The 17,636-nt window shown below is 60.5% G+C and carries 16 protein-coding genes; 1 reads left to right on the forward strand and 15 read right to left on the reverse strand.

All coding sequences use genetic code 11. From position 1 onward, the window contains the following. Positions 1–118: 118 nt before the first annotated feature. The 11 genes from MOTHE_RS11340 to MOTHE_RS11390 all read right to left on the reverse strand — a co-directional run bounded on the left by MOTHE_RS11340 (position 119) and on the right by MOTHE_RS11390 (position 12,654). On the reverse strand, positions 119–778 hold the full coding sequence (locus MOTHE_RS11340) for a Fe-S-containing hydro-lyase (protein ID WP_011393765.1): 660 nt from the start codon (positions 776–778) through the stop codon (positions 119–121). Positions 779–889: 111 nt separating this feature from the next. Next, the gene (locus tag MOTHE_RS11345; protein WP_011393766.1) at positions 890–1,735 is read right to left on the reverse strand and encodes a fumarate hydratase; all 846 of its coding nucleotides are present in this window, start codon (positions 1,733–1,735) and stop codon (positions 890–892) included. Between the two features lie 12 nt (positions 1,736–1,747). Next, on the reverse strand, positions 1,748–3,142 hold the full coding sequence (gene argH, locus MOTHE_RS11350; RefSeq protein ID WP_053095135.1) for an argininosuccinate lyase: 1,395 nt from the start codon (positions 3,140–3,142) through the stop codon (positions 1,748–1,750). Between the two features lie 10 nt (positions 3,143–3,152). Further along, complete coding sequence (locus tag MOTHE_RS11355) at positions 3,153–4,379, reverse strand: argininosuccinate synthase (protein WP_011393768.1); 1,227 nt, start codon at positions 4,377–4,379, stop codon at positions 3,153–3,155. Between the two features lie 95 nt (positions 4,380–4,474). Continuing rightward, a complete protein-coding gene (gene argF / locus MOTHE_RS11360) occupies positions 4,475–5,419 on the reverse strand; it encodes an ornithine carbamoyltransferase (protein ID WP_011393769.1) in 945 nt (314 codons plus the stop codon). 114 nt (positions 5,420–5,533) lie between these two features. Further along, the gene (locus MOTHE_RS11365; protein WP_011393770.1) at positions 5,534–6,742 is read right to left on the reverse strand and encodes an acetylornithine transaminase; all 1,209 of its coding nucleotides are present in this window, start codon (positions 6,740–6,742) and stop codon (positions 5,534–5,536) included. A 66-nt stretch (positions 6,743–6,808) separates the two neighbouring features. Beyond that, on the reverse strand, positions 6,809–7,699 hold the full coding sequence (argB, locus tag MOTHE_RS11370; protein WP_011393771.1) for an acetylglutamate kinase: 891 nt from the start codon (positions 7,697–7,699) through the stop codon (positions 6,809–6,811). Positions 7,700–7,714: 15 nt separating this feature from the next. Beyond that, positions 7,715–8,932, reverse strand: coding sequence for a bifunctional glutamate N-acetyltransferase/amino-acid acetyltransferase ArgJ (argJ, locus tag MOTHE_RS11375; protein ID WP_011393772.1), 1,218 nt, complete (start codon positions 8,930–8,932; stop codon positions 7,715–7,717). Positions 8,933–8,979: 47 nt separating this feature from the next. Continuing rightward, entirely contained in the window at positions 8,980–10,020 is a 1,041-nt protein-coding gene (argC, locus tag MOTHE_RS11380; RefSeq protein WP_011393773.1) for an N-acetyl-gamma-glutamyl-phosphate reductase, read from the reverse strand. A 405-nt stretch (positions 10,021–10,425) separates the two neighbouring features. After that, positions 10,426–11,382, reverse strand: a complete 957-nt coding sequence (locus MOTHE_RS11385; protein ID WP_011393774.1) for an SH3 domain-containing protein — start codon at positions 11,380–11,382, stop codon at positions 10,426–10,428. An 84-nt stretch (positions 11,383–11,466) separates the two neighbouring features. Next, positions 11,467–12,654 (reverse strand): M20 family metallopeptidase, encoded by a 1,188-nt coding sequence (locus tag MOTHE_RS11390; protein ID WP_011393775.1) that lies wholly within the window; start codon positions 12,652–12,654, stop codon positions 11,467–11,469. A gap of 82 nt (positions 12,655–12,736) precedes the next feature. On the opposite strand from MOTHE_RS11390, the gene MOTHE_RS11395 reads away from it, so the two are divergent. Continuing rightward, on the forward strand, positions 12,737–12,970 hold the full coding sequence (locus tag MOTHE_RS11395; protein ID WP_053095136.1) for a hypothetical protein: 234 nt from the start codon (positions 12,737–12,739) through the stop codon (positions 12,968–12,970). Here the strand turns inward: MOTHE_RS11395 and MOTHE_RS11400 are convergent. From MOTHE_RS11400 to MOTHE_RS11415, 4 genes are all read right to left on the reverse strand, one after another. Continuing rightward, positions 12,942–13,871, reverse strand: a complete 930-nt coding sequence (locus MOTHE_RS11400) for an aminopeptidase (protein ID WP_011393776.1) — start codon at positions 13,869–13,871, stop codon at positions 12,942–12,944. The two genes, MOTHE_RS11395 and MOTHE_RS11400, sit on opposite strands and share 29 nt — an antisense overlap. A gap of 300 nt (positions 13,872–14,171) precedes the next feature. After that, positions 14,172–15,170: an AmmeMemoRadiSam system radical SAM enzyme gene (amrS, locus tag MOTHE_RS11405; RefSeq protein WP_011393777.1), complete on the reverse strand. Its 999-nt coding sequence runs from the start codon at positions 15,168–15,170 to the stop codon at positions 14,172–14,174. A 67-nt stretch (positions 15,171–15,237) separates the two neighbouring features. Beyond that, entirely contained in the window at positions 15,238–16,617 is a 1,380-nt protein-coding gene (gene amrA, locus MOTHE_RS11410; protein WP_011393778.1) for an AmmeMemoRadiSam system protein A, read from the reverse strand. A 286-nt stretch (positions 16,618–16,903) separates the two neighbouring features. Then, the gene (locus MOTHE_RS11415) at positions 16,904–17,635 is read right to left on the reverse strand and encodes an N-acetylmuramoyl-L-alanine amidase (RefSeq protein WP_053095137.1); all 732 of its coding nucleotides are present in this window, start codon (positions 17,633–17,635) and stop codon (positions 16,904–16,906) included. Position 17,636 lies beyond the last annotated feature (1 nt).

The following is a 17,636-nucleotide window of genomic DNA, read 5'->3' on the forward strand; positions in this document are numbered from 1 at the left end:
CCGGAATATATTCGACGCATTCTATTGGTTACCTGCCTGTTTGGCCAACTTTAAATGTATTAAAGCCAGAATAAAAAAGATGGTCCGGGTGAGTGCAGGCCAGAATAATATTCACCGTTTAAGGAACTTCCTTTATACTATACCTGGCCAGGGCTTCAGTATAGAGATCCCCGCCGTAGCAGTCGTTGATTACGGTAACCGGCAGGTCCTCGACCTCCAGGGCACGCAGGGCCTCGGGCCCCAGCTCGGGGTAGGCCACTATTTCCGCCTTCTTGATGCACCTGGCGATTAAAGCTCCGGCGCCGCCCACGGCCGCGAAGTAGACAGCCTTATGGTCCACCAGGGCCTTCTTGACTTCAGGTGAGCGGAAACCCTTGCCGATCATCCCCTTGAGGCCGGTGGCGGCGATTAACCGCGGGGTATAGGGGTCCATGCGGCCGCTGGTGGTGGGCCCGGCCGCGCCGGTAACCCGGCCGGGTCTGGCCGGTGTAGGGCCGACGTAGTAAATAACCTGTCCCTTGAGGTCGACGGGGAGTTCTTCACCCCGGTCCAGGAGTTCAACCAGCCTTTTATGGGCACTGTCCCGGGCGGCGTAGATAACGCCGCTGATTAAGACCCGGTCGCCGGCCCGGAGGGACTCGACATCGTCAACACTGAGGGGTGTATGGAGATGTCTGATGGGAGAATCCCCCGTCCGCCTATTATCTCCGGCCGGTCCTACCAGGCGTTTCAAGGAACTACCTGGTGCCGGCTGGGTGCTTGGATGGCTAACCTCCATCTGCAGGCCTCCCCCTTATGATATGGCCAGAAAGTAAATACTATTTCATCGCCGTGGTCTCCAAGGAGCAGATTCCCGCGGGAACGATGGTGGAACGGTTTGCTGCCCCTACTAAAGGGTGATGCTCTTATGCCGGGCGGCGTGGCACTGGATATTTACGGCTACGGGCAGGCTGGCAATATGGCGGGCGAAGATCTCGACGTGCACCGCCAGGGCCGTCATCCGGCCTCCGAAACCCCCGGGACCGATGCCCAGGCAGTTGATGCTCTCCAGCAGATCCCTTTCCAGAGTGGCTATCCCTTCCAGGGGATGGGGCTCCCCCAGGGGGCGTAGCAGGGCTTTTTTGGCCAGCAGGGCACATTTTTCAAAATTACCCCCGATGCCGACCCCTACGATCAGCGGCGGGCAGGGATTGGGACCGGCTTTCTTGACGGTCTCAAGGACAAACTCCTTAACACCCCGGATGCCGGCAGCCGGCGCCAGCATGACGGCGGCGCTCATATTTTCGCTACCGCCGCCCTTGGGCGCCACGGTGATGGTCAATTTATCACCGGGAACAATTTCCGTGTGAATAATGGCCGGCGTATTGTCCCCCGTATTCCGGCCGTCCAGGGGCGGGTAGACCATGGATTTACGCAGGTAGCCCTCAGTATACCCCTGGCGGACGCCGGCATTGATGGCGTCATAGAGATAGCCCCCTTGAACCTGCACCTCCTGGCCCAGTTCCAGGAAGACCACCGCCACCCCCGTATCCTGACAGATGGGCACCTCCTCGGCGGCGGCGATGGCGGCATTCTCCAGGAGCTGATTAAGGACGTCTTTCCCCTGGGGCGAGACCTCCCTGGCCAGGGCCCCTTCCAGGGCTCCCCGCACGTCCTCCCCCAGGTAGTAATTGGCCTGCCGGCAGAGGTCGGCCACCGCCCTGGTAATCTCGTCGCAGGTAATGATTCTGGTCACCCGCTACCCTCCCTATCTTGAAAGTCCAGCCTGAATCCCGGCAAGGATCTCCCTGGCCCGCTCTATGGCTTTCCCCACGGCCTCCGGGGCCGGGCCGCCGGGGAGGTTGCGGCCGTTGACGCAGGCCTCGGCCTCGAGGCACCCGAAAATATCATTGTCAAACAGCGGCGAGAAGGACTGCCACTCCTCCAGGCTTAAATCCTGGAAGCTGCGGCCCTCCCGGAGGCAGTGGAGGACCAGGGAACCGATCACGGCATGGGCCTCGCGGAAGGGCAGGCCCTTACGCACCAGGTACTCGGCCACATCGGTAGCCGCGGCAAACCCCCGGGAGGCGTCGGCCCGCATGCGCTCCACCCGGAACCTGGCCGTGGCCAGCATGGGGGTAAAGACCATGAGACAGCCCTTGACGGTGTCCAGGGTGTCAAAGAGGGCTTCCTTATCCTCCTGCAGGTCCTTGTTGTAGGCCAGGGGCAGGCCCTTTAAAACCGCCAGCATGCCCATGAGGTGGCCGTACACCCGGCCGGTCTTACCCCGTACCAGTTCGGCGACATCAGGGTTTTTCTTTTGTGGCATCATACTGGAACCGGTGCTGTAGGCGTCATCCAGTTCCAGAAAACCGAACTCCTCGCTGGACCAGAAAATGACCTCTTCTGCCAGGCGACTCAGGTGCATCATAATAAGGGAGGCGGCTGCCAGGAACTCGACCACGAAATCGCGGTCGCTAACGGCGTCCAGGGAATTGGCGCTGATAGCCTTAAAGCCCAGCTCCCGGGCAACCAGCTCCCGGTCGATAGGCAGGGTGGTACCGGCCAGGGCCCCGGCGCCCAGGGGCATGACGTCGACCCTGTCAAGGCAATCGTCCAGGCGCTGCTGGTCACGGTAGAACATCTCAAAGTAGGCCATCAGGTGGTGGGCCAGGGTGACGGGCTGGGCCTTCTGCAGGTGGGTATAGCCGGGCATGATTGTCTGAAGGTGCTGCGCGGCCAGATCCACCAGGACCTGCTGCAGGCCGGCCAGGAGCTTTTTGACGGCAGGAATCTCTTCTTTTAAATAGAGCCGCAGGTCCAGGGCCACCTGGTCGTTGCGGCTGCGAGCCGTGTGCAGCTTCTTGCCAGCCTCGCCGATGCGCTCGGTGAGGAGCTTTTCGATGTTCATGTGGATGTCCTCGGCGCCCACGTCGAAGGTCACCCGGCCCGCCTCGATGTCGGCCCGGATTTCCTCCAGGCCTTTGATAATGGCTTCACCTTCGGCCGGTGTGATGAGGCCCACCGCTGCCAGCATGCGGGCGTGGGCGATAGAACCGGCTATATCCTCTTTATAGAGGCGCTGGTCAAAGCTGATGGAGGAGTGGAAATCCTCCACCAGCCGGTCGGTTGTCCTGGTAAAACGTCCGCCCCAGAGTTTCATAGAAATACTCCTATCTCAGTCCAGTTTTTTGTTCCATCAGCGCCCGTACCTTCAAGGGCAGGCCGAAGAGGTTGATGAAACCGGTGGCGTCCTTATGGTCGTAGTCACCGCCGGCACCGAAGGTGACCAGGTCCTCGTTGTAGATGGAATAAGGTGATTTGACCCCGGCCGGGGTGCAGCTGCCTTTATAGAGTTTTAGACGCACCGTGCCCGTCACCGTCTCCTGGGTGCTGTCCACAAAGGCGTCCAGGGCTTTTTTCAAGGGTGAGAACCAGTTGCCGTCGTAAACCAGCTCGGCGTACTTGGCGGCCACCATTTCTTTGAAATGCATGGTCATGCGGTCCAGGGTGAGGTACTCCAGTTCCCGGTGGGCTGTATAGAGGATCGTCCCCCCGGGGGTTTCATAAACGCCCCGGGACTTCATACCAACCAGGCGATTTTCTACAATGTCAACTATGCCCACACCGTTGGCCGCCGCCAGGTCATTGAGCTTCTCCACCAGGGCGACGGCGTCCAGTTTTTCCCCGTCCACGGCTACCGGAATACCCTTTTCAAAGTCGATGGTTACATAAGTCGGTTTATCCGGGGCCTGTTCCGGCGGGGTGATTATCAGGTAAAGGTCGTCCCCGGGTGCATTCCAGGGATCCTCGAGATCGCCTCCCTCGTGGCTCAAGTGCCAGAGGTTACGGTCCATGCTGTAGGGCCGGTCTTTAGTCACCGGCACCGGGATGCCCCGGGCGGCGGCGTAGTCCATGGCCTCTTCCCGGGAGCGGATGTTCCAGATCCGCCAGGGAGCGATGACCTTTAGCTGGGGATTTAAGGCCTTAACCCCCAGTTCGAAACGCACCTGGTCGTTGCCCTTGCCGGTGGCTCCGTGGGCCACGGCCGTGGCCCCTTCCTGTGCGGCGACCTCCACCAGGCATTTGGCAATGAGGGGCCGGGCGAAGGAGGTGCCCAGGAGGTACTTGCCCTCGTAAACAGCGCCGGCCTTGAGGGTGGGCCAGATGTACTCCTCCACAAACTCCTTCTTTTTATCCAGAATATAGATCTTGCTGGCCCCGCTCTTTATAGCCTTTTCCTCCAGGGGTTCCAGCTCTTCTCCCTGGCCGACATCGACGGCCACGGCGATAACCTCATAACCATAGGTTTCCTTGAGCCAGGGGATAATAATGGAGGTATCCAGCCCGCCGGAATAGGCGAGAACTACCTTTTCGGCCACAGTAAAGACTCCTTTCATATCCAAAATGTTTACCTGGCCCCATGGACCGGAAACATACTGCGTCCCGGTGCAGGAGACCGGATCGGCAAAGATGGCTGCGGGCTGAGACATCTTCAACCCATCAAGGCTACCATGATGGCCTTGTGGGCGTGAAGGCGATTCTCGGCCTCGTCAAAAACGGCCGACTGGGGTCCGTCCATGACCTCGTCAGTGATCTCCTCGCCCCGGTGGGCGGGCAGGCAGTGGAGAACCATGGCGTCCGGCTTGGCCAGCTTGAGGAGCTCGCTGTTGATCTGGTATTTGCGAAAGGCCTGGCGCCGCTTCTCGGCTTCGTCCTCCTGGCCCATACTCGCCCAGACGTCGGTATAAAGGATATCGGCGCCTTCGGCCGCTTCTTTGATGTTGTTGGTGACGGCTATCTGGCAACCGTTGCCGGCAGCTATGCGCCTGGCCTCCTCGACCACCTGGGGCATGGGCTCATAACCGGAGGGGCAGGCAATGGTGACGTTGAGCCCCACCTTGGCGCCCCCGTACATGAGGGAGTGGGCCACGTTGTTGCCGTCACCGATAAAGGTAAGGTTGAGGCCTTGCAGTTTTCCCTTCCACTCGCGGATGGTCATGATATCCGCCAGGGCCTGGGTGGGATGGAGGAAATCCGTCAGGCCGTTAATGACCGGGATGGAGGCGTATTCCGCCAGCTCCTCAACCTCCCGGTGGGAATAGGTCCGGATCATAATCCCGTCCAGGTAGCGGGAAAGGACCCGGGCAGTGTCGGCAATGGTCTCTCCCCGGCCCAGTTGCAGGTCGTCTTTGGTTAGGAAAAGGGGGTACCCACCCAGCTGGTACATGCCAACTTCAAAGGAGACCCGGGTGCGGGTGGATCGTTTGGTAAAGATCATTCCCAGGGTTTTACCCGCCAGCAGGGGATGGGGTTCCCTTTTTTTGAGTTTGGCCTTGAGATCGTCCGCCAGATCCAGCAGGTAAAAAATCTCTTCCCTCGAAAAATCCTTCAGGGAGAGAAAATCACGGCCTTTCAGGCTCCCCGCCAGGTCATTCATTATACCTTCGCTCCTTTCCTTATTTACATTCCTTATTTTACTTGAAAACCCGTAATTTTTGCCACTATATTTTCCCGCCGTACCTAAAACCAAAAACTATGGCGGGCGCCCGCCTTATTTCTGCCCCTGCCCCAGTACTTCGTGCAACGCTTCTTTTAAAATGGTCACCGCCCGGTCAATGTCCTCCCGGGTGACTATTAAAGGCGGCAGGAAGCGGAGGACGTGACCATGGAGGGAGTTGATTAAAAGGCCCCGCTCCTGGCAGGCCGCCACCACCTCTCCTGCCGGACCGTCAATCTCTACCCCCAGCAGGAGACCACGGCCCCGCACCTCGATGAGCTGCGGGAACTCCCGGACCAGCCCTTCTAATTGCTGGTAAAAATACTGCCCCAGCACCCGGGCATTCTCCACCAGCCCTTCTTGCAGGAGGGCCTTAAAGGCCGCCACGCCGGCCGCCGTCGCCAGGGGGTTGCCGCCGAAGGTGGAGGCGTGGTCCCCGGGGGCAAAGGCAGAAGCCGCTCTTTCTTTAGCCAGCATGGCACCGATGGGCACACCGCCGGCCAGGGCCTTGGCCAGGGTCAGGATATCAGGCTCGACCTCGTAATACTGGTAGGCGAAGAGATATCCCGTCCGGCCCAGGCCGCATTGGACTTCATCAAAGATCAACAGGAGCCCTTCGTCGTCGCAGAGGGCGCGTACGGCCTGGAGGTAATCCTTATTAGCCGCGTAGACGCCGCCTTCCCCCTGGACCGGTTCCAGCATGACGGCGCAGGTGCGGGGACCGACCGCCGCCCGCAGGCTGGAGAGGTCGTTGAAGGGGGCGTATCTAAACCCCGGCGGCAGGGGAGCAAAGCCGTGGTGGAATTTCTCCTGGCCGGTGGCCGTCAGGGTGGCCAGGGTGCGGCCGTGGAAGGAACGGCGCATGGTTATTATCTCATAGCTCTCCGGCCCCCGGTGTTCCTTGGCATATTTGCGGGCCAGTTTGATGGCAGCCTCGTTGGCCTCGGCGCCGCTGTTACAGAAAAAGACTTTATCCAGGGCCGAGTTCTCCACCAGCAGGCGGGCCAGCTCCACCTGGGGTTCGATCCAGTAGAGGTTGGAGCAGTGGATGAGCCTGCCGGCCTGCTCCCGGATGGCCTCCACCACCCGGGGATGGCAGTGACCCAGGGAATTGACGGCCAGGCCGCTGACAAAGTCCAGGTACTCCTTGCCGTCGGCATCCCAGACCCGGGCGCCCTCACCCCGGACCAGGGCCATGGGGTAGCGCCCGTAAGTCCGCATAACATATTTCTCTCCCCTGGACACAATAGCCGCATTATCCATTTTCCGGCCACCTCCTGATATATTGTTTTAGTCCTTGCCCAATTAGTTTTTTAGACAAGCTGATATTTACCCCGGAACAACCATAGTCCCCACCCCGGTATCGGTAAAGACCTCCAGTAGAATCGAGTGGGGTATGCGGCCGTCAATAATATGGGTCTTTTTGACGCCGCCCTCCAGGGCGCGGATGCAGCAGTTGACCTTGGGGATCATACCGCCGGCTATGACGCCCTGCTGGATCAGCTCCGGCACCCGGCCGACCTCCAGGGAGGAGATCAGGGAAGCCGGGTCGTCGCGGTCGGCCAGGATGCCCTCCACGTCCGTCAGGAGCACCAGTTTGTCGGCCTGGAGGGCTACCGCCAGCTCGCCGGCTACCAGGTCGGCGTTGATGTTATAGCTCTCCCCCTCGGGACCTACACCGATGGGGGCGACAACAGGGATGTAACCCTCGGCGATGACGGTTTCGATAATACCGGGGTTGACCCGCTCCACCTGGCCCACATAGCCCAGGTCCAGGTCCATTTCTTCCCCGTCTTTCTGGATGTGGGCCACCTGCTTGCGGGCTTCGATGAGGTGACCGTCTTTGCCGCAGAGGCCGATGGCCTTGCCGCCGTAACGGTGGATGTTGGCCACGATCTCTTTGTTAATCTTCCCTACCAGGACCATTTCCACGATTTCCATGGTTTCGGCATCAGTTACCCGCTGGCCCTGGATAAATTGCGACTGTTTACCCAGGCGGCCCAGCATGCTGGTAATCTCCGGACCGCCGCCGTGGACGATGACCGGCCGCATACCCACCAGGTGCATGAGGACGGCGTCCTGCATAACGGCCTTTTTTAATTCGCAATTGACCATGGCGTGGCCACCGTATTTGATGACCACCGTCTTGCCGTAGAACTGGCGAATATAGGGCAGGGCCTCGATTAAGATGCCCGTTTTTTCCAGGGGCGAAAGGGTCATCACCGGTCCCTCCTATCAAGTCCGGTAAGAGGCATTAATCTTTACATAATCATAAGTAAGGTCGCAGCCCCAGGCTGTAGCCGCGGCGCGGCCCCGGTTCAGATCCAGGATGATGGTAATCTCCTCTTCCGCCAGAATGGCCGCCGCCTTTGCTTCGCTGAAGGGCAGGGGCTCGCCACCGGCGGCCATTTGCTCGCGGCCGGCGTGGCTTTCCAGGTAGATGTCTATCTTATCCGGGTCGATTTCAGCACCGGAGTAACCGGCGGCACAGATGATACGGCCCCAGTTGGCGTCGGCGCCGAAGATGGCACTCTTGACCAGGTTGGAACCGGCTACGGACCGGGCCACCTGGCGGGCCTCGACCTCGCTGGCCGCGCCATAAACCTCAACGGTTATCAGTTTACTGGCCCCTTCCCCGTCACGGGCGATGAGGCGGGCCAGGTAGCGACAGACATACTCCAACCCGGACCGGAAGGCGGCATGCTCTTCAATGGTCAAGGGGGCGTTGCCGGCGCAGCCGTTGGCCAGGATGACTGCCATGTCGTTGGTGCTGGTGTCGCCGTCCACGGTCACCATATTAAAGGTCCGATCCACCACTACCCTCAGGGCCTGTTCCAGATCCTCCTGTTCGATGGCAGCGTCGGTGGTCAGGAAGCAGAGCATGGTGCCCATATTGGGGTGGATCATGCCCGACCCCTTGGCGATGCCGGCAATAGTTACCGTCTCTCCCCCCAGGGGCAACTGGATGGCGATCTCTTTGATCCGGGTATCGGTGGTCATGATGGCTGCCGCCGCATCTCTGCCTCCCTCCACCGCCAGCCGGGCGGCAGCGGCCTGGATGCCGGCGGTGACTTTATCCATAGGCAGGGGCACGCCGATGACGCCGGTGGAGGCCACCACCACCTGCCACGGTTCGCAACCGACGGCTCCGGCCGTGACTACCGCCATCTCCCGGGCGTCCCGGTAACCCCGCTCCCCGGTACAGGCGTTGGCATAGCCGCTGTTGGCGACAATGGCCCGGGCCAGGCCGGCCTTGAGGTGTTCCGCCGTCACCCGCAGGGGCGCCGCCTTGACCCGGTTGCGGGTATAGACGGCCGCCGCCGTCGCCGGCACCTCGCTCACAATCAGAGCCAGGTCCAATTTTTCCTTTTTCAAACCGGCATGAATGCCGGCGGCGACAAAACCCCGCGGGGCGGTGATGCCGCCGGCAACCGGCTGGAAGTCTTGCGTCATTGTCTCCTCCTCCATGTATGGAATGTGGAGTGCTTGGTCTCCTGTATTTATGGACACAATCCTGGTACTTCCAGGGCCATGGTCTCCGGGAAACCGCACATAAGGTTGAGGTTCTGCACCGCCTGGCCGGAAGCGCCTTTGGTCAGGTTGTCGATGGCGCTGGCCACCACCACCCGGCCGGTGCGGGTATCTACGGCGAGATTAAGGTGGCAGTTGTTGCTGCCATATACCCAGCGGGTGTGGGGCCACTGGCCGGGGGGTAGGAGGTGGACGAAGGGCTCACCGGCATAAAATTTTTCATATACCCTTCGCAGTTCCTCCGTCGATGCCGGCCGTACCAGGGTGGCGTACATGGTACTCAAGATCCCCCTGCTGATGGGAAGCAGGTGGGGGGTAAAGGTTACTTTAACCTCTTTGCCGGCCAGGGCGCTGAGTTCCTGTTCGATCTCCGGGGTATGACGGTGACTGGCGACGCCGTAGGGATTAATGCTTTCGTTGCACTCAACAAAGAGGCTGGTAACCCTGGCCTCCCGGCCGGCCCCGGAAACCCCTGACTTGGCGTCGATTATGATGGTCGCCGGGTCAATGTACCCCCCCTTAAGCAGGGGAGCCAGGCCCAGGATGGCGCTGGTGGGGTAACAACCGGGATTGGCCACCAGGCCGGCGCTACGGATGGCCTCCCGGTGAATCTCCGGCAGCCCGTAGACGGCCCGGGCCGCCAGCTCGTGGTTGCCGTGCTGGATTTTATACCATTCTTCGTAAGTCCTGGCGTTACGGAAGCGCCAGTCGGCGCCCAGGTCAATTACTTTGATCCCCCGTTCCCTGGCTCGGGTGGCTACCGGGACGGCGTGGCCGTGGGGCAGGGCGATAAAGATAACTTCCGCCCGGTCCATAACCTCATCGGGAGTCAAATTCTCACAGGTGAGGTTGGTATAGCCGGTAAGGGACGGGTAAACGCCGGCCATCCCTTCCCCGGCGTAACTGCGTGAGGTAAGGGCTACCAGCTCTACTTCCGGGTGCCGGCTCAAAATGCGGACCAGTTCGGCTCCCGTGTAACCGGTAGCACCGATAATTCCGGCTTTAATCAAAGCAAGGGACCTCCTCAGTTGGTGTTTATAATTATACATTTTAGATGTATAATAATGCAATAGGCTGGGTAAAATTTTACTTTATCTTAACATTGACCTCAATGTTGTTCTGGCCGATATTTTTCCCTCCCGGGTAGTCTTCATGCCGACCGGATCGCCGGCCGCCGCAGGAGCCGTCCTGTTGCCACCATGGCCTACTAAGACTTCCATCCAAATTACTACAGCCGCAGCCGCAACCAGAGAAAGAAGCAGCCCTCTCGGGCTGCTTTCATGACCGCTGCTTATCTATATCAAGTTTGTAGTCATTTTCTTAACCTGTTGCTAACCCCCCTGGGTCTGGCGGGAAATCCGGGAACCGCGTACCGCATTAACATAGGCCGCCTCCAATCCAGGCCTTTTCTCCGGCTAAGGACCTGGCTGGAGATCCAGGTAACTTTTCAGGATATACCCCACCTGGCCGTTTCGCACCTTTATCCGCCAGTATGACGGCTCCCCCGGTCTGAGCCAGGCGAGCAGGTCCTCGTCCTCCAGGACGGCTACCTTCTCCCCAGCTGCCAGTTGCAGGCGATCTACGTATTTATTCCCCCGGCGTTCCTTCAGGGCAGTGGCTGCATTTACCCGGCCTTCCGCCATGACCATAGCCTTCCAGGCCGGTTCCCAGCGGTAGGTATGGGTAACCGTCCGGCTCTGGACCTTCGTACGCGGCCCGGTGGCTGCCGGTGCAGACCAGAGGGTCTGGTTGCTGATGGTTTTAATGGCCAGTTTACCCTCCGATCGGGTGAACTCCGTAGTCACCTGCTCGCTGATACCCTGCCAGCCTTCCCCCTGGGCCAGCCACTTCTTGTTCCAGCGCTCTTCGTTGCCGGCCACCTTGCGCCAGATCTCCTGGAGTTTGCCATCTTCCCAGGTGTACAGGGCATAAAAAGTGCTCAAAAAGTAGGCCCCGAAACTCTCGTCCAGGAGCTCCCGGATCAACACAGCGTTGCGTCCCGTTTCCAGTTGAACAACCTTGACCTCCTGCAGGGGCAGGGTGTCAAGCGTGGCCAGCACTACCGGTTGCCCGTCCCCCCGGCGGAAAACCCCCAGCATACCCCGGTCCTTGGACAGGGTAACGCCGATGATCTTCTCCACCCCGGCGTCAGGGGCCACATCACCCTCGGCCTCAAGGTGGTAGACCCCGGCGCCCTGGCCCCGGGCCAGGTCCTCCAAAATCTCCTTCCCTCCCCGGGCCTCCCCGCCCATTACTGCCAGCTCCCTGGCCTCATAAGGGCCCGGCTGTCCTGTAGCCGTCCGCTGCCAGAAAACGAAGGCTGCTACCGCCAGGATAGCCAGGGCCCTGAGCCATAACCAGCGGTGCGTCATGTCCACCCCTCCCATCCTTTAAAACTTTATGCACCAGGAGGGCGGGTATGAATGACTCGTATCAGCCGGGACGCATTTTTTGACTCAAGTAGCTACGTTACCCGCCTGCCAGCCGGCGAATTCGTCTTTGATCTGCGCCAGCAGTTCCCGGTCCAGCATGACATCCACCGCTGTCCAGGCCAGGGCCCTGGCGGCCAGGATGACCAGGCGCCGGCCGGCCTCACCCCTGACGGCCCGGGCAAACTCTCGGGTATGGGGTACCAGTTTCCCCGCATTGAGGGACAGGTAGGGGTGGATGGCCGGTACTACCCGGCTGACATTGCCCATATCCAGGGAACCCCGGCTGCGGCAGGCCGGGGCCAGGTCGGTGACGCCCAGTTCCTGCAAATTTCTCTGCCAGGCGCCTGCCAGGGTTCGGTTGACAAGCATGGCTTCGTAGGAGGGTTCGTAGTTGTGGTACCAGAAACGGGTACCGGTGGCCAGGGCCGCCGCTGTGGCACAGTCCTCCACCCGCCGGGCCACCCGGTTCAGGGCTTCCCTGGTACTGGCCCGGAGGTAAAAACGGGCCACCGCCCGTTCCGGAATGATGTTGGGCGAGACCCCGCCCTCGGTAATTATGCCGTGGATGCTGGCCTCGTCCTTTAAATAAGGCCGCAAAGCATGAATATTATTAAACAGCTGAATAACTGCCTCTAGAGCGTTAATGCCTTCCTCCGGGCTGGAGGCGGCATGGGCGGCCCGGCCTTCAAAAATAAACTCCAGGGCCTCCAGGGCTTGGGAAGTCACCTCGACGGCATTGGTGTCCCCGGGGTGAAACATCATGGCCACATCCAGGTCGTCCAATGCCCCCTCCCTGGCAAGTAATACCTTGGCGCCGTGGCTCTCCTCGGCCGGGGTTCCCAGGACCACAATAGTCCCGCGCAATTCCCGGACAGCGGCCGCCAGGCCTAAAGCGGCGCCCAGGCTGCCGGCTGCGATGAGGTTATGGCCGCAGGCGTGGCCCAGCTCCGGCAGGGCATCATACTCGGCCAGCAGGCCTATCCGGGGCCCGGGGGTCCCGGTGGCCAGTTCGGCCCGAAAAGCCGTCGGTAACTGGCAGAGGGGCCTGGTAATTTTAAAACCTTTTTCCGCCAGGATCCCGGTCAGGAGATCGGCGGCAAAATACTCCTCGTTCCCCGTCTCCGGGTGATCAAAGATGGCTTCCGCCACCTGGATAATCTGGTCCTTGATCTCCTCTATAGCCCGGCTAATCCTTTCTTTTACGCCGTACATAATTTTAACCCCTAACCACCCGGAGATTAGATTCCCGGGCCATGGAAATAATAATACCAGAATAGCGATGGGAGGTTGGACTGTGTCCCTGGCATCCTGCTCCTGCCATTGTACCTATTTAAATGATGGCCTGTGTGAGCTGGCCGGCCACCTGGACCGGGGCCTGCCCGTTATCTGTCCTTACCGGCAGCAGGCTACCGCTGGCTCCCGGCCCGGCCTACCAACCCCCGGTTGGGAAGGTCTCCCGCCCGGTTTCGTTACTGCCACGCACCATCGCTACCCCGGCTCTACAAAACCTGCCGGCCGTCAACGCTGAGCCGGGGCCGCAGCAGAATGCCATCCAGATGGCTGGGGGCTTCCACCCGGCCCCCGAAGGTGCTGTTGTCCCCCAGGGCGATATGGACCGTACCCCGCACCTTTTCATCCTCCAAGACGTTGCCCGTTAATTTGGCCAGGGGATTGAGACCGATACCCAGTTCGGCAATATTACGGCTCTCCGGGCCATAACGGTTGAGTATTTCCTCCAGGGCACGGGCCTCCCCGCCGCTGACCTCCACGGCCCGGCCTTCCTCCACCCTGATTCGCAGGGGCTCCTTTAAAAAGCCGATTCCGGACATGGCGCCGTCGATAACCAGTATCCCCCGGGCGGTTCCCTCCACGGGAGCTATATAGGCCTCGCCCGCAGGAAGATTGCCGAAATCTCCTGGCCGGCGATAGAGGCCCGTATCGGGGTGCCCCCGGCGGCCGGCGATGCTGAAGGTTAAATCTGTGCCCGCCGGGGTCGTCAGGTGTACCTCCTGTCCCCCCGTAAGGATTGCGGCATAATCCTCGCACTCCGCGGCCATGGCGTCATAATCAACTGCCAGGGTACGTTCCAGCATATCGGCCGTGGCCCCGGGCAGGGAGGCGATGCGGGCGCCGGCGTCATTGGCCGCCCGGCGGGCCCTGGTATGGGAGAGGGACCTGGAGGTAACCAGGACCACCACCTGGCCCTTGAGCATGGCTGCCGCCACCATCTCCGGTGGTTCTTGGCCGTGGTTGTCCCGGGGAAGCATGGTTATCGCGGCCGCCTCGGCCCCCAGCTCCCTGGCGGCCCGGAAGAAGGCTTCCCCCAGGGGCTGCAAATCGGTGTCGGTAACTATGAGAACCTTATCCCCCGCCCTGACGGCCAGGCACTCGGCCAGGGCCAGGCGGCAGGCTGAAGCTAGATCAGGCATGTTAATAACCCCCTTGTGATTCAGTGCTTCCAGCTTCTGCAGGGGCTGGAGAGTACAGGCTCGGGCTCCGATGGTTCTCAGCTAGCAAACTTGGCGTTTAGTTGCTTAAGCGGCGGGGGTGGCTTGACTTTTATCCCTTTGATCAAACATAACGGGGCGTGGTACTTCTCGTTCCTTAAAGCTTGTTGCGATCCCCATCCCGTTCACCGCCGCCTCACTTCGGCTTCACTGAGTTTGCTAACGCCTCGAACCAAGTCGCCCTCCGCCTGGACCCTCCAGCCACTTGGCGGCCTATATTTTTCATCTTACAATCGCCAGCTCGCTGCCGCAGGAGCGGCAGATACGGCCATCTAGGCCGGGCAGGGAAACGTGATAGCCGGTGCGGCGAATGACCAGTTCACCGCATACCGGGCAATAGGTATTATTGGCCTCCGGATCGGCCACATTACCCAGATAAACATAATGCAAATGCTTCCTGGCCATATCCCTGGCGCGACGCATAGTTTCCAGGGGAGTCGGCGGCGCCTCAAGGCGGTACCGGGGGAAATAGCGGGAGAAGTGGAGGGGTGTATCCACCCCCAGGTTGGTCGCCACCCACTTGACCAGTTCTTCCAGTTCAGTCGAGTCGTCGTTGAGGCCGGTAACCAGGAGGGTGGTTATCTCCACATGGCTGCCGGAGTCCACTGCTGCTGCCGCCGTCTTAAGCACCGGGCGGTAATCGCCCTTGACAACCTTACGATAAAATTCCAGGCTGAAGCCCTTGACATCAATATTCCAGGCGTCAATCCAGGGCAGGAGTTCCTTCAGGGGCTCCGGCCGGATAAAGCCGTTGGTGACCATGACGTTCTTCAGCCCGGCATTCCGGGCCAACTGCGCCGTGGCCAGGACGAATTCAAACCAGACCAGGGGTTCGGAGTAGGTGTAGGCTATTCCCAGGCTGTCGACCTCCCGTGCTTTGCGGACCAGGTCATCGGGAGAAATGACAACCGTCTCGGGCTCTTGCTGTGCTATTTCCCAGTTCTGGCAGAAGTCACAGCTGAAGTTGCAGCCCACGGTGCCGGCTGAGAGGATAAGACTGCCGGGGTAAAAGTGGTAGAGGGGCTTTTTTTCGATGGGATCCAGGGCCAGGGAAGAACAGCGGCCGTAATTACGGGTAATAAGGCGGCCCTCCCGGTTTTCCCGCACCCGGCAGACGCCCCTTTTTCCGGGAGCAATAACACAGGTATGGGGACAGAGGCGGCACTCGACCTTTTCTCCAGGCAGCTTTACATAATACGCAGCTTCGGTCACGCCATGCATACGGCTCCCCTCCTTCGCGAAACCGGAAACGTAATTGCCGTTGCCCAGCTCCCTGCTCCTGCCTCCGTTAATGGTAACGCGTTACCTTGAACCTTTCCAGCCGGTAGGGCTCATCGGGGCCGATGCCGCCCTTCTGACGGGCAATGGCCACCTGTTCCGCCACGGTATCCACGCCCTCCAGGTCGGGAAGGAGCAACCCCCGCCTGTGACCACAGCTGACAATAACCCCGTAAACCTTCGGGTCCAGGTCCGCTACGGTGGCCGGTTCTGGTTCACTTAAGACATCCACCGAATACTGGAGCTCGGGTAATTCGTCGACCGTTACCGGGGGGAAACGGGGGTCTTCCAGGCCTGCCGCCAGGGCGTTGTAGATAATCTCCCCGGCCAGGTTCTCCCGGGTGGGGCTGATGGTGCCAATGCAGCCCCGCAACTGGCCGTTTTTCTTTAGAGATACGAAGACGCCGGCCCGGCCGGCAAGTTCCGGGGGCAGCGGGGCGGGAACCGGTAACACTTTGCCCGTGCGCAGGTAGTGTTCCAGGCTCTGCCGGGCCAGGCGCACCGGCAGGGATTCTTCCCTGGCAGCAGCCGTCTCCCGGGCCAGCAGGCTGCGCTCCGGGGCCTCCTCGCCGGGTTCCAGGTGGGCCACCAGGTAGCCGACGCCGAAGGGTCCTTCATAGGAAAGGACTTCTCCCTTAACCCGGTAGCCGTCCAGGGCCCCCAGCCCCATAATAAAGGAACGCAGGCCGCACTCGCCGGCTCCCTCGGCCAGGTCTTCCGGTATGGCCAGGATCCCTTCGACATCCAGGGCTGCGAGCAAATTCCTTATTCTGGCATCAAAGACTTTGCCCCGGGGGTCGTAACCTGCCGGGGCTCCGGGCAGCAGGCGGTGGGACATATCGCCGCTGGCCACCAGGAGGGCCCGGCGCGGGCTATCTTTGACGGCCCTCGCCAGGGCGGCGCCAAAGGCATAGAGTTTTTCCCGTTCCATAAAGGCCATGCCCATAGCCACCAGGGGTACCTCCAGGCCGGCCTGGCGTAAAAAATACAGAGGAACCATCATGCCGTGGTCCAGTTCCGGGGTCAGGCCGTAACTACTGCTGGCCCGGGCATCAAGCCAGGCAACTGCTATCCCCTCCTCCCTAGCCTTTGCTGCAATAGCGCGGCTCAAATCCAGGTCCAGGCTGTACTTAAACCGGACTTCCCCCGCCCGGAAGGCCGCCAGGTCGCCTGCCAGTTCCGGCGTCGCCCAGATACCCACGGCGTCGCGGAAGACCGGGCCGTGGGGGGAAATGATAATTATTACCTCCGGCTGATGGGCAGCCACCCTGGCTGCCAGCTCCCTGGCCGCTGCCACCGTAGCCTTAATCCTTGCCACCTCGCCGCGCCCGACCTCCGGGACCATAATTGGCGGGTGGGGCATAAAGCCTACATCCAGCAACCGTCCCATGGTAATCACCCCTTTTAATATAGCCCGGTATCCATCCTTTCATGTAACTACCAGAACCCGGGCCTTTCCCTCAAGGTTTACTTTACCACATCTGCCAGCACTTTGACAGGGGATGGAGTTCCCCGGGGACAAAAGTAGCCCGTGACCCATTCGTCACGGGCTTTTTTATCCCTCTACCGGCAGCCCTCCCGGTGCCCAGGCTCTAACCCCGGACCATTTTACCTTTACCCGGCCCAACTTCCAAAATTTCCTGGCCCGGTATCGCGGGGTGACAGAGCTTTACCTGTTAACCTGCCGGTTTCCCCCCGGCAGGCGTTCCCTTCCCCGCCAGGTAATTGACAATGCCGGCGTAAATGGCAAAGGCCATGCGGCGCTGGTAGTGGGGATCAGCCAGCAGCTTTTCCTCTTCGGGGTTGGATATAAAGCCCACCTCCACAATAACCGCAGGGATCTTCTGGGTCCGGAGGACAAAGGCGTCAATACTTAAAGGTACCCGGTCGGTATTGGCCAGCAGGCGCTTAATCTCCGCCTGGATGGACTCAGCCAGCTTCTTTCCTTCAGCCGATTTGGGATCATAGAAAAGCTGGGCACCCCGCTCCCGGCTGTCAAAGGCATTGCAGTGGACGGAGATAAAGAGATCGGCCCCAACCTTCCCGGCGAGCCGGACCCTTTCCACCAGGTCGTCGCCCGATTCCCCTAGCGGGACGTTATCGTCCTGGCGGGTTAGAATAACCTTCGCCCCACCGGCTTTTAAAAAGCCGGCCAAGTCCTTGCTGATGGCCAAGTTAACCCGGTGTTCCGGCGTCCCCCCCGGCCCCATGGCCCCGGCGTCGATACCCCCGTGACCCGGGTCGACCACCACCACCTGGTTAGCCACCGCCCAGGAAAGGGCCTGAATTGCCTGCTCCTCTTTTACCCCCTGATACCAAATCCGGACCCAGAAGGCACCCAGCACCGCCAGGGCGATTATTAACAATCCCCGGACGCGCCGCCGGGGAACAAAGACTACCCGCGCCATG

It is taken from the genome of Moorella thermoacetica (assembly GCF_001267405.1).
GTDB lineage: Bacteria > Bacillota > DSM-521 > Neomoorellales > Neomoorellaceae > Neomoorella > Neomoorella thermoacetica.

Coding starts and splice junctions, on each gene's coding strand:
- amrS (WP_011393777.1), bottom strand. CDS start 15,170: ATGCATGGCGTGACCGAAGCTGCGTATTATGTAAAGCTGCCTGGAGAA.
- MOTHE_RS11415 (WP_053095137.1), bottom strand. CDS start 17,635: ATGGCGCGGGTAGTCTTTGTTCCCCGGCGGCGCGTCCGGGGATTGTTA.
- MOTHE_RS11390 (WP_011393775.1), bottom strand. CDS start 12,654: ATGTACGGCGTAAAAGAAAGGATTAGCCGGGCTATAGAGGAGATCAAG.
- argF (WP_011393769.1), bottom strand. CDS start 5,419: ATGAATGACCTGGCGGGGAGCCTGAAAGGCCGTGATTTTCTCTCCCTG.
- amrA (WP_011393778.1), bottom strand. CDS start 16,617: ATGGGACGGTTGCTGGATGTAGGCTTTATGCCCCACCCGCCAATTATG.
- argJ (WP_011393772.1), bottom strand. CDS start 8,932: ATGACGCAAGACTTCCAGCCGGTTGCCGGCGGCATCACCGCCCCGCGG.
- argB (WP_011393771.1), bottom strand. CDS start 7,699: ATGACCCTTTCGCCCCTGGAAAAAACGGGCATCTTAATCGAGGCCCTG.
- MOTHE_RS11385 (WP_011393774.1), bottom strand. CDS start 11,382: ATGACGCACCGCTGGTTATGGCTCAGGGCCCTGGCTATCCTGGCGGTA.
- argH (WP_053095135.1), bottom strand. CDS start 3,142: ATGAAACTCTGGGGCGGACGTTTTACCAGGACAACCGACCGGCTGGTG.
- MOTHE_RS11365 (WP_011393770.1), bottom strand. CDS start 6,742: ATGGATAATGCGGCTATTGTGTCCAGGGGAGAGAAATATGTTATGCGG.
- MOTHE_RS11400 (WP_011393776.1), bottom strand. CDS start 13,871: ATGCCTGATCTAGCTTCAGCCTGCCGCCTGGCCCTGGCCGAGTGCCTG.
- MOTHE_RS11355 (WP_011393768.1), bottom strand. CDS start 4,379: ATGAAAGGAGTCTTTACTGTGGCCGAAAAGGTAGTTCTCGCCTATTCC.
- MOTHE_RS11340 (WP_011393765.1), bottom strand. CDS start 778: ATGGAGGTTAGCCATCCAAGCACCCAGCCGGCACCAGGTAGTTCCTTG.